Below are 13,538 nucleotides of genomic sequence, written 5' to 3'. Positions count from 1 at the left end.
CTGACGAGTGATGCCAATCAATGAACCGAATGGTGCAGCGACTGTTCAGGCAGACGCGGTAGATCTGGGTCCCCTCGCTTGGGTTCTGGATGAAGTTCGCAAGTCGCTTGATGTCGGAAACAAGGCGCTGCGCAAGTTCGTCCGTGATTCCGATGCGGCAAGAGGGACAGACCTTGCGTCGGTTGATGCCTCGCAGTTACGTATTGCCCGTCAGCAGTTGCATCAGGCGGTGGGTGCGCTGGAGATGGTGGGTCTTGAAATTCCTGCGCAGTTTCTTCGCGCGATGGAACAGGCTGTGCAACGCTATATCCAGCGTCCGGAACAATGCACAGATTCGAATGTCGGCGTTGTCGAGCGCGCCGGCTTTGCCTTGGTCGAATATCTGGAGCTGCTGCTGGCAGGACGCCAGCCTTCGTCTGTGGGCTTGTTTCCGCAATATCGTGATGTGCAAAGCCAGAATCACGCGGACCGAATCCATCCCGCTGACCTGTGGTCCGTGGAATGGCGTTGGCGTTCGATTGACGGCGTCACGCTGGGTGAGCGGGAACTGCCGGCTCGCCGGGAGCTTGATCAGGCGGTCCTGAATCTGATCCAGTCCGGCGATGTGAACTCCGCGTTGCGCCTCCACAGTGCGTGCCTCGCGGTGGCTGCGCAGGGCGGCGACCGGCATCTTGCCGTGCTCTGGACGGTCGCTGCTGGCTGTTTTGAAGCAATGGGTAAAGGCCTGGTCCGTTTGGATGTCTACACCAAGCGGATGGCTTCTCGGATGCTTTTGCAGTTTGCGAGTTTCATCCAGGGTGATCGCAGCAGCCCGGAGCGTCTGGCAAAGGATCTTGCATTCTTTTGCTCACAGGCATTGCCAGCCCTCCCAGGAGAAGCGCCTGTTTTGATGGCGGTGCGCAGGAGTCTTGGCCTGGAGGCGTATCAACCGGTCGATTACGACGTTCCGGTCTACGGGCGCTATGACCCGTCGCTGCTGACGCAGGCGCGCAAGCGAATTGAGGCAGTCAAGGAGGCGTGGTCCGCCGTTTCCGGGGGAGATCTGACCCGCCTGAAGAATCTCGGTGATCAGTTTTCCCTGATGGGTGACTCCATCGCACGGCTTGTTGAAGGGGGCGACCGACTGGCCGGCGTGTTGCGCCAGATGGCGGAACAAACGGTGCGTTCAGGGGCTGCCCCTGCAGCTCCGCTGGCCTTGGAAGTCGCAACGGCCATTCTTTACCTGGAGGCATCGCTCGCCGAGCGACGGCTGGAGGGGGCAGAAACGGCGGCCCGTATCGATACGTTGGCGTATCGTCTGGAATGGGTGGGCGGTGGTGGCGAGTCGCAGCCTCTTGAATCCTGGATGGAGGATCTCTATCGCAGTGTCAATGACCGGCAGACCATGGGTACTGTGGTCGGTGAGTTGCGAACCACCTTGTCTTTGGCCGAGAAGGCCATGGATCAATTCTTTCGCAATCCGGCAGACCGCCAATCGATTGCGGAGGTTCCGGCCTACCTTGGTCAGATGCGGGGCGTGTTGTCGGTTCTTGGCCTTGATCAGGCTGTGACAGCGGTCGCGCGGATGCGAGATACGGTCGAAAAGGCCATTCAGGTGGATATCGCCGGTGGCGACGACACAGGTGACTTTGAGCGTTTGGGCAACAACCTGGGTGCGCTGGGGTTCCTGATTGATATGTTGAATTACCAGCCGGCGCTGGCCCGCAAGCTGTTTGTTTTTGACGCCGATGCCGGTGAGCTCAAGCCAGTCATGGGGCGTAGCGTCCAGTCCAGCGGACTTGATCTGGAGTTCGCGGGCGACGCCGCGCCTGAACCCACTTCTGAAACTGCGCAGCAAGCACCTGCCGCGAGCCTTGACCTTGATTTTCTGGTGCCTGAGGTCGCTACAGCGGTCGTGCCCGCCCCGGTTGTGGAGTCTGCGCCTGAAGTCGATCTCTCCGATGTATTTGCAGCCGATCAGTCGGCATCCGTCGTCGCCTCGCAGGGCGATGGCGGGGCATTGTCCGCGAGAGTGGACGACGTGTTGGAGTCTGTGCCGGTAGCGGTCACCGTTCCCCAGCCACCAGCGCCGGTTAGTTCGGCCGTTGATTCCGGCGATGAGGTGGACGACGAGTTGCTTCAAATCTTCCTGGAAGAGGCGGGTGAAGTCATCTCAGGCGGGCGTGATGCGCTGGCAGGTTTGCGTGACCTGCCGTCCGATCTGGAAATGCAGACAACCTTGCGGCGCGCATTCCACACCCTCAAGGGCAGCTCCCGGATGGTTGGCCTTACCGAATTCGGCGAGGCCGCATGGTCCATGGAGCAGGTTCTCAATGCGTGGTTGGCCGAGAACAAGCCTGTCACGCGGGAACTGGGTACCTTGTGCGAGCAAGCGTTTGACGTTTTTTCCGAGTGGGCCGACGACATCGCAATGGCACGTCCGACCGGATGGACACCGATGCCGGTTCGTGTGGCGGCGGACGCCATGCGTTTGTCTGGACAGTTGTTGCCTATCCACAAGGCCGAAGCGGCTGAAGCGGTGGCTGCGCCAGCGTTCTTGGTTGGCGATACGCCCGGGGGAGACGGCTACACCGAACCTGAAGGTCAGGAGTTGCCTGCTGTCGCAAGGGACTACGGGGCCGACTTGGCGGTTGAACCGGCCAGTAGCCTGGTAATTGAAGTTCCCCCTGTTGATGTGACGTTTGTGGTGGAAGAGCAGGTTGCGGCGGCGACGGAGGGCGCCTCCGAGATGATCGATGTCTTCGGTGACGTTCCCGCGGTTGGCGAGACGTTTGAAGTACCGGCAGACAGCGGAGACTACGTTCCCGGCGAGTTTGTTGATGTCAGTGAATCATCGTCGGCGCCCTCTTCGGTCGACCAGATTGAAGCAATGGAGATGGAGTGGCCTGAGGGTCAGCTCGATGGTGTGGCCCCGCCCGCGTTGGCGTTGAACTCTGAGCAAGCTTCGCCTCAGGTGGCACCCACTCCGGTGGAAGCGGTCGACTCCTGGGATGCGCTTGCCTTTGCCGATGCGGCTACCGGTGACGGTCTTGAACCGGTGGAGGAATCGGTCAAGGTTATCGGGGATCTGCGCGTCAGCATTCCCCTGTACAACGTATTCCTGAATGAAGCGGACGAATGGTCGCGTTGTCTGGAGAACGCGCTCAACGAATGGGCTCTGGCGCCGGATGCCCCGATTCCGGAGTCTGCTGAAGCGTGGGCGCATTCCTTGGCAGGAAGTTCCGGAACTGTCGGATTTCTGTCTCTCTCGGCTGTGGCCAGGGCGACGGAGCACGCCATTCAGCGCCTGCGGCTGCAGGATCGTGGTACCGCCCAACAAGGCGCGGTTTTACGACATGCGGCTGAAGAGATCCGTCGCCTCCTGCATCAGTTTGCTGCCGGCTTCCTGCGTGAGGCCCCCGCCGGTCTGGAAGACTTGCTGCAGGCCTTGGAGCCTGTGGACGCTGATGAAGCGCCGACGAAGGATGAATTCCTGCTCTCGCCAGAGGATTTGGCGGCGGAATCATCGGGCTCCTCCGAGTTGGCTGAATTGGAGGTGACTCCACCACAAGCCTCTTTGGACGACAGCGCCTGGCAGGCACCCGCTGCACTGACATTCGCCGCAGCTGCCTCCGTTTCAACCGTTTACGAGGCCGCCGAATCTGATCTGGACTCAACGGATACCTTGGACCCCGATCTTTTCCCGGTGTTCGAGGACGAAGCGCTGGAACTGTTGCCCCAATTGGGTGGTGCCATGCGACAGTGGGTGGAGCGACCGGAAAACCTTTCGGCACGGGCTCAGGTATTGCGGGTTCTGCATACGCTCAAAGGAAGTTCCCGCCTGGCGGGAGCCATGCGACTGGGTGAATTGACCCATCGCCTGGAAAGTGAAATCGAAAGCCTGGGGTCTGAGCCGGTGAATACGGCGCAGATTGCGCCCTTGATGGGGCGGGTTGACGAAATTGAAGCGGTCTTTGAACGTTTGCGCCAGTCCAGTCAGGATCACGGTGCGCTCCCGATTTCAGCGATTGCTGCCCCCGGCGCTCCTTCGGTCGTCGAGTCGGTTCTGCCTGCGTCGGACGAGCTTGCTGTCCTGGTCGAACCCATTGCTGTCGGTGAGGCGCCGATCCCCCCATCGTCTCCGGCGGCCGAGCCGATCCAGCGGGGCGTCGTGGCCCAGCCGGCGGCCTTGATTCTGGCCGGAACGCGCGCGGGTGCGCAGCAGGCTGTACGGGTGCGTGCCCAGGTCCTGGATCGATTGGTCAACCAGGCTGGTGAGGTCATGATTTCCCGCTCGCGGGTTGAGTCCGAACTCAGCCAGCTCCGCGCGGCGATGCTCGACCTGACCGGAAACTTGGACCGTTTGCGCCAGCAACTCCGTGACATCGAATTGCAGGCCGAAACGCAGATGCAGTCGCGACTGGCGCAAGCAAAAGACTCCCAACTGAATTTTGATCCGCTTGAATTCGATCGATTCACCCGCGTTCAAGAGTTGACTCGCATGATGGCTGAGTCGGTCAATGACGTGGCGACGGTGCAGCGGACCATTCAGAAAGCCGTTGATGCGACGCAGGATGATCTGGTGGCCCAGTCCCGGCAGACGCGAGAGCTTCAACGCGATCTGCTTCGAACCCGAATGGTCGAATTCGAGAGCATCTCGGAGCGGCTTTACCGCGTAGTCCGTCAGGCTGCCAAGGATACCGGCAAACAAGTCAAGCTGGATATCGTCGGTGGGTCGATCGAAATGGATCGCGGCATTCTTGACCGGATGACGGCCGCCTTTGAACATTTGCTGCGCAATTGTGTTGTCCATGGAATCGAACATGCGGATCAGCGGAGCCGAAGTGGTAAAGAGCCGATTGGGGTCATTACGATCGAGCTCAACCAGGCAGGCAATGATGTGTCGGTGGAGTTTCGCGATGATGGTGCAGGGCTTGATCTCGTTCAGATCCGCAGGAAGGCGCAGGAAAAAGGACTGCTCACGGGCGAAATCAGTGACAGTGACGCGGCGAATCTGATCTTTTCTGCAGGCTTTTCCACGGCCACCGAAGTGACAGAGCTGGCCGGACGTGGTATCGGTATGGATGTGGTTCGTACCGAAGTGCAAGGTCTCGGTGGCCGTATCGAGACGCAGACCAACAGTGGTCAAGGCACCAGTTTCAAGCTGATCATGCCACTGACGACCGCCGTTACGCAGGTTGTGATGATCCGCTCGGGCGGGCTGACCTTTGGTGTGCCAGCCAACTTGGTGGAAATCGTCCGGCGCCTTTCCGCGCCGGAACTGGAATCGGCCTATTTGCATGGGTCCATTGCAGTTGGCGGCGAGCCTGTGCCCTTCTTCTGGTCTGGAGCTTTGCTTCAATCCAGCGGCGCCAGTGCGGATCCTGTCGGCCGGACGACGCCAACTGTAGTGTTTCGCAGTGCCGACCAACGCGTTGCAGTTCACGTAGACGAGGTACTGGGTAACCAGGAAGTGGTGGTCAAGAACCTGGGGCCGCAGTTGGCGCGTATTGGGGGATTGACTGGAATGACCATGCTGGCCTCCGGCGCGGTTGTTCTGATTTACAACCCGGTTGCGCTGGCGGCCATTCACGGAGCGCAGGCACGCGAGTGGTCCGTGCGGGCTCGCAGCGAGGGCGCCCAGCAGTCCGCGGCGACAACTTCCGGCGCTGCCGTCGCTCGGCTCGAAGCCATCGCGCCACAGATTCCGCTGGTTCTGGTTGTCGACGATTCCATTACGGTCCGCCGCGTAACGCAACGCCTGCTGCAGCGTGAAGGTTATCGGGTTTCAATGGCGGCCGACGGATTGCAGGCTCTGGAGCGTTTGCAGGAAGAGCGTCCGTCGGTGGTGTTGTCCGACATTGAAATGCCCCGTATGGACGGATTCGATCTGGTGCGAAACATTCGCGCGGACGAACGCCTGCGCGATCTGCCGGTGATCATGATCACATCCCGGATCGCAGAGAAGCACCGTGAACATGCCAAGGAACTCGGAGTCGACCACTACCTTGGCAAACCGTATGCCGAAGACGAGTTGCTGGCACTGATACAGCGCTATACGGCGGTGGCCGCGACAGCCTGAGCTGTTTATCAGGCTGTCACCTCCCGTTCCGGTTGTTTTCAGCCGTTTCGGACGACCTCGTAGCGTTCTAAGGTCTTACGGCGTGCCTCATCATGGGCGACCCGGGGGAAAGGGTAGTCTTGCCCGAGTACGACATTGGCTTGGGCCAATGTTGCTGTAGGTGCTTCCCATGGCGCGTGAATTGCCTCATCCGGCAAGGCATGCAGTTGTGGCAGATAGCGACGGATGAATTTCCCCTGCGGATCGAACTTTCGACTCTGGCTGACCGGATTGAATATGCGGAAAAATGGCTGTGCGTCGCATCCGGACGAGCTGGCCCATTGCCAGCCACCGTTGTTTGAAGCGAGATCGAAGTCGTTGAGTTTTTCGGCGAAGTATGCTTCTCCTTGTCGCCAGTCGATTCCCAAGTCTTTGACCAGAAAACTCGCTACCACCATGCGCAAGCGGTTGTGCATGTAGCCGGTCGAATTGAGCTGATGCATGGCCGCATCAACCAACGGGTAGCCAGTTTGCCCTTCGCACCACGCCAGAAAGTCCTGTTGGGCGTGTTTTCCGTGTGCCCAATGGATTCGGTCGTAGTCCCGCTTGAAGCTGTGCCCGACCACATGCGGGAAATGCGACAGGATCTGGGCATAGAAGTCGCGCCAGATCAGCTCGCTCAACCACGTGACCGCGCCCTGGCTGCCGTCTTGGGCCAGTCGATGAGCGTGCGCTGCCAAACGACGGATCGAAACGGTTCCGAAGCGCAGGTGAACGCTCAGATAACTTGGGCCCTTGTTGGCCGGGAAATCGCGGGTTTCGTGATACGAATCGATCCGATCGAGGAAATCGGCAAACAGGGTTTGACCTCCGCTTGCACCGGTGGGAAGCCGAAGGTTGTGCAGGTTGGTTTCTTTGAAACCAATATCTGCCAGCACAGGCACGGGCGAAATCAGGTCTGGCGGCCTTGATGCCAGCCCGGACGAATGGTGCTCGACGGCATAGGGGCGGAGATAAAAGTCGTCCACTTTGGCCATCCAGGCGTTTTTGTATGGCGTGAACACCGTGTAGGGCCGGCCGGCTTGTGTCAGCAATTCATCCCGTTCGAACACCACATGGTCTTTGACCGTGTGCAGCGCGATGCCTCGTGCCGCCAGCTCGCCGCGCACCTGCGCATCCCGGGCCAGGGACTGCGGTTCGTCATCATGGCTGGCGAAAACCGCCTGAACCCCCAGCTCACTTGCCAGACGAGGAATTTCGGTGCGGCTTGCGGCGTGGCGAACAATCAGTCCTGCTGCGTCGTTACCGGCAAGAGTGCGCAACAGGTGGTCGAGTTCAACCAGCGAATCGCGTATGAAATGAACCCGGCGGTCTGAGCGGGGCAAGGGATCCAGAATTTCCCGGTCGAACACGAAGACGCAGAAAACCCGTCGGCAAGCCTTGAGGGCGTGAAAAAGCGCTGCGTTGTCATCAGTCCGCAGATCGCGGCGAAACCACATCAGCCCGTCATGGAAAGTTTTTGTCATGGGCGCCGTTAAAATCGTCGGATGGCCGCCGATTCTGCCCCGATCGATCTGACCAACCATTTCCTTATTGCGATGCCCGGCCTCCGGGATGAGCTATTCGGCAGGAGTGTGGTGTATCTGTGCCAGCACAATGACCAGGGTGCTTTGGGTTTGATCATCAACAAACCCGGATCGATCAATCTGGCAGAACTCTTCGACAAGGTGGAGTTGCCCCTGCGACGATCGGACCTGGTGAGCGAGCCGGTTTTTGTGGGCGGTCCGGTACAGACGGAGCGGGGATTTGTTCTGCATGAGCGAGTGGCTGCGGACGACACAGACGAAACCGGCAGCATCTATGCCTCTTCGTTGGCTATTCCAGGCGGCTTGGAGATGACCACATCCCGCGATGTTCTGGAGGCGTTTTCTTCCGGTGCCGGCCCGCGACGGGTCCTGATGTCGCTCGGTTATTCGTCTTGGGCACAGGGCCAACTGGAGTCCGAGCTGGCCGAGAACAGCTGGCTCACGGTTGCTGCCGACCCGGCACTCATTTTCGAGACCCCGGTTGCCGAGCGCTACGATCGGGCGCTCGGCCTGCTTGGTCTGGCACCGTGGATGCTCTCACCCGTAGCAGGGCACGCATGACCCACGTTGTGGTTGCGGACGTCCCTGCCCACCTGCACACCTTCCTGGCTCTGGATTTCGGACTCAAGAGAACGGGTGTTGCCGTGGGCAACCGCCTCCTGAGAACCGCCACGCCACAGGCCACTGTGCGTGCAGAAGGCGACGCGCGGTTTGTCCAGGTGGCCGCACGCCTACGTCAATGGCAGCCCGACGCACTGGTGGTTGGTGTGCCGCGATATCCGGATGGGCAACCCAACGAGAACACGGCGCGGGCGCAACGCTTTGCGCGGCAGCTGGCTGGGCGGTTTGGCCTTCCGGTGTTCGAAGTGGATGAACGCTACAGCACGACCGAGGCCCGCATGGCGGGAGGGGCCGACGACGATGCCGGCGCCGCCTGCATCATTCTTGAACAATTCCTGAGGAATCTGCCATGAGCCTGTTGGCCCTCGATGCCGAGGCACTGTATGCCGAGTTGCTGCGTGGTGTACGAGCCCTGTGCCTCCCTGATACCCGACTGGTGGGAATCCGCTCCGGCGGAGCGTGGCTGGCTGATCGCCTGCACCATGATTTGTCATTGACCGGCTCGGCGGGGGCGATCTCGTCGGCCATGCACCGGGACGACTTTGCGAGCCGGGGACTTTCGGCGGGTGGTCAAACGGTACTCGGGTTTGACGTCAATGGGGCCGACATCATGGTCCTGGACGATGTGCTCTATACGGGGCGCACGATCCGCGCTGTGCTGAACGAGTTGTTTGACTATGGTCGTCCGGCCCGCGTCCGCCTGGCAGTCCTTGTGGACCGCGGAGGGCGGGAGTTACCGATTCAGGCCGACTTTGCCGCGGCCCGGGTCAGTTTGCCGTCATCCCAGTCGCTTGCCTTGGCTCGGGAAGAGGGCGACCGATTCAGTTTCAAGGTCGAGGACTGTTGACCATGCTGCATAAACGCAACCCCCAACTCAACCGCAACGGTGAGCTGATTCACCTCTTGTCCACAGAAGGTCTGTCGCGTGACATCCTGACCCACATCCTCGATACGGCCGCCAACTTTGTGAGCGTCAGTGATCGCGAAGTCAAGAAGGTGCCGCTGTTGCGGGGCAAGAGCGTGTTCAACCTTTTCTTCGAGAATTCCACCCGAACCCGAACCACCTTCGAGATCGCTGCCACCCGTCTGAGCGCGGACGTGATCAATCTCGATATCGCACGCTCGTCCGCCAGCAAGGGCGAGTCGCTGCTGGACACGATCGCCAATCTCAGTGCGATGGCGGCCGACATCTTTGTGGTCCGGCATAGCGAGTCCGGTGCACCGTACCTGATTGCCCGGCATGTCGCACCGCATGTCCATGTCATCAACGCCGGTGATGGTCGACATGCCCATCCCACCCAGGGTCTGCTGGACATGTACACCATCCGGCATTTCAAGAAAGAATTTACCAACCTGACCGTGGCGATCGTCGGTGACGTCTTGCACTCCCGGGTCGCGCGCTCGGACGTTCACGCGCTGACCACTCTGGGGGTGCCGGAAGTGCGCGTAGTCGGGCCGAAAACGCTGGTGCCAGGCGATCTTGCCCAGATGGGTGTGCGGGTGTGTCACAGCCTGGAAGAGGGCATCCGCGACTGTGATGTGGTAATCGCGCTGCGTCTGCAAAACGAACGGATGAGTGGTGCCTTGCTGCCGTCGAGCCAGGAATATTTCAAGAGCTACGGTCTGACGCCCGAGCGGTTGCAGCGGGCCAAACCCGACGCCATCGTCATGCACCCGGGGCCGATCAATCGTGGCGTCGAAATCGACTCGGCGGTGGTTGATGGCCGCCAGAGCGTGATCTTGCCGCAGGTGACCTTCGGCATTGCGGTCCGCATGGCCGTGATGTCGATTGTGGCCGGCAACGAAGCGTGAGGAATAGAGCGATGAAGATACTGATCCGAGGCGGCCGCGTGGTCGATCCGGCAAGCGGACGCGACCAGAAGGCGGACGTGGCCATCGCCGCAGGGCGTGTACTGGCGATCGGTGCAGCGCCCGATGGCTTTGTTCCCAGCCGGGAGATTGATGCCCGCGGCTGTGTCGTAGCGCCCGGCCTGGTCGACCTGGCGGTGCGATTGCGCGAGCCCGGTCATGAACATGAAGGCATGTTGGAAAGCGAGATGGCCGCAGCCGTGGCCGGGGGGGTGACTGCACTGGCCTGTCCGCCGGATACCGATCCGGTGCTGGACGAGCCCGGACTGGTCGAGATGCTGCGCATGCGCGCAGAAAAGCTTCATCAGTCGCGGGTCTTTCCGGTGGGCGCGCTGACCCGTGCGCTGCAGGGCGAAGTGCTGACCGAAATGGTCGAACTCAGCGAGTCGGGCTGTGTGGCCTTCGGTCAGGCCGATGTGCCGATTGCGAACACCCAGGTTTTGCTGCGGGCACTGCAGTACGCAAGCAGTTTCGGGTATGGCGTCTGGTTGCGTCCTCAGGAGCTGTATCTTGGGCGCGGCGTTGCGGCCAGTGGGCCGCTGGCTACCCGTATGGGCCTGGCGGGTATTCCGGTCGCTGCCGAAACCATCGCCTTGCATGTCGTGTTTGAACTGGTACGAGCCACGGGGGCCCGCGTTCACCTGTGCCGTCTGAGCAGTGCCGCTGGCATTGAACTGTTACGCAAAGCCAAGTCGGAAGGTTTGCCGGTTACGGCGGATGTTGGCATTCACTCACTACACCTGACCGATACCGATCTGGGGTACTACGACACCCGCGCGCGCCTGAGTCCGCCACTGCGGCAGAGCCGGGACCGGGACGCCCTGCGTGCTGCCTTGGCCGAGGGGTTGATCGACGTGCTGGTTTCGGACCATACCCCGGTCGATGCGGACGCCAAGACCTTGCCATTTGCCGAGTCCGAGCCCGGTGCCACCGGGCTGGAGTTGTTGCTGTCGCTCACGCTCAAGTGGGCTGCCGAGCAGGGCGTCGATATGACTGCTGCGTTGGCGCGGGTGACGAGTGAGCCGGCACGGGTTCTTGGTCCGGCGCTTGGAACCCTGCAGGCCAGTGTCGGGCGGCTGGCCGTGGGCGGTGTGGCGGATCTGTGCCTGTTCGATCCCGGCCGGCACTGGACTGTCGGGCCCGCCAGCCTGCGCAGCCAGGGCAAGCACACCCCGTTTGAAGGTTTGGAGTTGCCAGGCGTAGTGCGATGCACGCTGGTAGGTGGCCATGTGGCCTATGAGGCGCCCTGATGCGAAGCTGATGCCGCGCGATCGATCGAGACATGCATGAAGGCCATGGGGGCGGTCTGGCGCCTGTTGCGGGGGTTGGGGCACCTGCTGGTGGGCTTGTGGATCATTCAGACCCGGTTCCACCGCCTGTCCCCGGCCCACCAGCAGGCGCATGTTCAGATCTGGTCCCAGCAGTTGCTGGCCCTGTGGCGCATCCGCATTGAGGTACGCGGCGACCCGGTCACATCGGGGCCGGCCTTGCTCGTGGCCAACCATATCTCGTGGCTGGACATTGTTGTTATGCACGCGGCGCGTTACTGCCGCTTTGTCTCCAAAGCGGATGTCAAGGACTGGCCAGTGGTTGGTGCGCTGGCCACCGGGGCCGGGACCCTGTACGTGCAGCGCGAATCACGCCGCGACGCGATGCGGGTGGTACACCACATGGTTGATGCCCTGCGCGCGGGCGAAGTCGTGGCGGTTTTTCCGGAGGGCACCACCAGCGACGGACTTCATCTGTTGCCATTTCATGCCAACCTGATCCAGGCGGCGATTTCGGCGCCGGCACCGGTACAGCCGGTTGCGTTGCGCTTTCTTGATGCTCGCACGGGCCGGACCAGCCTGGCGCCCTGCTACATCGGGGACGACAGCCTGCTGCGATCCGTCTGGCGGACACTGACCACGCCCGAAATTGTGGCCACGGTTACCTATGGCACGCCGCAGACCGCCGATGGACGCGACCGCCGAAGCTGGGCTGCGGATCTCCGGGCAAGTGTCGACGCATTGCGAACGGATGTCGCTATATAAAACATAGCTAAAAAGTACCTTTTTACGCTGGCTATGGGCTGTTTAGTTGATGATCATGCGGCCCAGGCCGTTTTCGGGCCGCCATGGTGTTGCCGTCGGAGCATGTTTTCGCATTCCACGGACAGCAGCACAAATGTCTTTGCGGCTGGCAGCCGCCGGGGTGGCGAACCCGCAGGTTCAGTTCGTTGCCGCCGCGATGGGAATGGCACCGGGCGGCAGTTCGCTGCGGGCGGATTGCGCATGATGGCAGTCCCGGGTGCACGGCGCGGTGCAGGGAAGCGCACACATGTCACCATGTTCTGCGGGGCAGGCGCGGTTGAAGGTCACCACGTGGTCGACCTGTGCACGGATGCCGATCCACTCGCCGATCCGATGGTCATGGTGGCTGGGAACATGGGCGAGAACGGTCTCGCCACTGGCCAGCCGCAAGGTGTACAGGAACTCGGAACCACGAAAAGACTTTCGAAGGATCTCCGCCTTTACCGGTGCATCGTCGTCATGCAGGATGTCGTCTGCCCGTAACAGCAGGTCGCACTGGCCCTCGGAAAAGGCGCAAGGCAGTGGACACTCGGCCATGTCGGTCAGGTCACCCAGCGCAGTCTGGACGACCACGTCGTGGCCGCGTTCCCGGATCGTCGCCGGCATGAATACGCCGTGGCCGATGAATTCCGCCACGAACCGGGTCGCGGGCCGGTGGTAGAGGGTGTAGGCGTCGTCCCATTGCTGCAGGGTGCCTTGGTGCATCACGCCGATCGTGTCGCCGATGGCAAATGCTTCCAGCTGGTCGTGCGTGACGAACAAGGCAGTGGCCTGAGCCTGCTTGAGGATGCCGCGCACCTCGTGCGCCAGGCGTTCGCGCAGATCAACGTCCAGGTTCGAAAACGGCTCATCCAGCAATAACAGGCGTGGCCGCGGTGCGAGGGCCCGAGCCAGCGCCACGCGCTGTTGCTGACCGCCCGAGAGTTCGTGCGGAAAGCGCCGCGCCGAACCGTCCAGGCCGACCAGGGACAACACCTCGTCCACCCGCGCGGCCCGCTGTTCACGTGCCAGGGCGTTCAAACCGAAGGCCACGTTCTGGCCCACATCCAGATGGGGAAACAAGGCGTAGTCCTGAAACACCATGCCAATGCGCCGGTTCTCCGGTGGTAGCACCTGACCCACCCGGCTGACTACCTGGCCGTCAAGGCGGATTTCGCCACCGGAGACGGACTCCAATCCGGCAACGGCACGCAGTAGGGTTGTCTTGCCGCAGCCCGAGGGCCCGATCAACACGCCGATATCCCCGGCGCGCAAGCCCAACGAAACCTGCTGCACCGCCGGTTGCGACCGGCCGCGGTAGACCACATCGAGTTGGGAGACCTGCAGAAACATGACTCGATTGTAGATGCT

The 13,538-nt window shown here is 61.4% G+C and carries 9 protein-coding genes; 7 read left to right on the top strand and 2 right to left on the bottom strand.

Annotated features, from left to right (window positions below; all coding sequences use genetic code 11):
* The first annotated feature begins 10 nt into the window (after positions 1-10).
* Complete coding sequence (locus AC2EBU_RS08230; protein WP_484609872.1) at positions 11-6,061, top strand: hybrid sensor histidine kinase/response regulator; 6,051 nt, start codon at positions 11-13, stop codon at positions 6,059-6,061.
* A gap of 38 nt (positions 6,062-6,099) precedes the next feature.
* On the opposite strand, the gene AC2EBU_RS08225 is transcribed toward AC2EBU_RS08230, so the two are convergent.
* Entirely contained in the window at positions 6,100-7,566 is a 1,467-nt protein-coding gene (locus tag AC2EBU_RS08225; protein WP_484609871.1) for a cryptochrome/photolyase family protein, read from the bottom strand.
* A 21-nt stretch (positions 7,567-7,587) separates the two neighbouring features.
* On the opposite strand from AC2EBU_RS08225, the gene AC2EBU_RS08220 reads away from it, so the two are divergent.
* From AC2EBU_RS08220 to AC2EBU_RS08195, 6 genes are read left to right on the top strand one after another with little or no spacing between them, the layout of a single operon-like run.
* Positions 7,588-8,187: a YqgE/AlgH family protein gene (locus tag AC2EBU_RS08220; RefSeq protein ID WP_484609870.1), complete on the top strand. Its 600-nt coding sequence runs from the start codon at positions 7,588-7,590 to the stop codon at positions 8,185-8,187.
* Complete coding sequence (gene ruvX, locus AC2EBU_RS08215) at positions 8,184-8,600, top strand: Holliday junction resolvase RuvX (RefSeq protein WP_484609869.1); 417 nt, start codon at positions 8,184-8,186, stop codon at positions 8,598-8,600. The genes AC2EBU_RS08220 and ruvX overlap by 4 nt, the downstream gene beginning before the upstream one ends.
* Positions 8,597-9,094, top strand: coding sequence for a bifunctional pyr operon transcriptional regulator/uracil phosphoribosyltransferase PyrR (pyrR, locus tag AC2EBU_RS08210; protein WP_484609868.1), 498 nt, complete (start codon positions 8,597-8,599; stop codon positions 9,092-9,094). Before ruvX ends, pyrR begins: the two co-directional genes overlap by 4 nt.
* A gap of 2 nt (positions 9,095-9,096) precedes the next feature.
* Positions 9,097-10,059, top strand: a complete 963-nt coding sequence (locus AC2EBU_RS08205; protein ID WP_484609867.1) for an aspartate carbamoyltransferase catalytic subunit — start codon at positions 9,097-9,099, stop codon at positions 10,057-10,059.
* A gap of 11 nt (positions 10,060-10,070) precedes the next feature.
* Entirely contained in the window at positions 10,071-11,366 is a 1,296-nt protein-coding gene (locus AC2EBU_RS08200) for a dihydroorotase (protein WP_484609866.1), read from the top strand.
* 36 nt (positions 11,367-11,402) lie between these two features.
* Complete coding sequence (locus AC2EBU_RS08195) at positions 11,403-12,149, top strand: lysophospholipid acyltransferase family protein (protein ID WP_484609865.1); 747 nt, start codon at positions 11,403-11,405, stop codon at positions 12,147-12,149.
* Between the two features lie 177 nt (positions 12,150-12,326).
* Here AC2EBU_RS08195 and AC2EBU_RS08190 read toward each other — a convergent pair whose 3' ends face one another.
* Positions 12,327-13,520 (bottom strand): ABC transporter ATP-binding protein, encoded by a 1,194-nt coding sequence (locus tag AC2EBU_RS08190; RefSeq protein ID WP_484609864.1) that lies wholly within the window; start codon positions 13,518-13,520, stop codon positions 12,327-12,329.
* Positions 13,521-13,538 lie beyond the last annotated feature (18 nt).

Source organism: Curvibacter sp. T50 (genome assembly GCF_057219955.1).
The sequence above is the reverse complement of the archived record's forward strand: the minus strand, read 5'-3'. Positions and strand labels throughout refer to the sequence as shown.

What these genes read in the sequence shown, in the direction of transcription:
- AC2EBU_RS08190 (WP_484609864.1), bottom strand. Translation starts at nt 13,520, where the DNA reads ATGTTTCTGCAGGTCTCCCAACTCGATGTGGTCTACCGCGGCCGGTCG.
- AC2EBU_RS08205 (WP_484609867.1), top strand. Translation starts at nt 9,097, where the DNA reads ATGCTGCATAAACGCAACCCCCAACTCAACCGCAACGGTGAGCTGATT.
- AC2EBU_RS08230 (WP_484609872.1), top strand. Translation starts at nt 11, where the DNA reads ATGCCAATCAATGAACCGAATGGTGCAGCGACTGTTCAGGCAGACGCG.
- AC2EBU_RS08195 (WP_484609865.1), top strand. Translation starts at nt 11,403, where the DNA reads ATGAAGGCCATGGGGGCGGTCTGGCGCCTGTTGCGGGGGTTGGGGCAC.
- pyrR (WP_484609868.1), top strand. Translation starts at nt 8,597, where the DNA reads ATGAGCCTGTTGGCCCTCGATGCCGAGGCACTGTATGCCGAGTTGCTG.
- AC2EBU_RS08220 (WP_484609870.1), top strand. Translation starts at nt 7,588, where the DNA reads ATGGCCGCCGATTCTGCCCCGATCGATCTGACCAACCATTTCCTTATT.
- ruvX (WP_484609869.1), top strand. Translation starts at nt 8,184, where the DNA reads ATGACCCACGTTGTGGTTGCGGACGTCCCTGCCCACCTGCACACCTTC.
- AC2EBU_RS08225 (WP_484609871.1), bottom strand. Translation starts at nt 7,566, where the DNA reads ATGACAAAAACTTTCCATGACGGGCTGATGTGGTTTCGCCGCGATCTG.
- AC2EBU_RS08200 (WP_484609866.1), top strand. Translation starts at nt 10,071, where the DNA reads ATGAAGATACTGATCCGAGGCGGCCGCGTGGTCGATCCGGCAAGCGGA.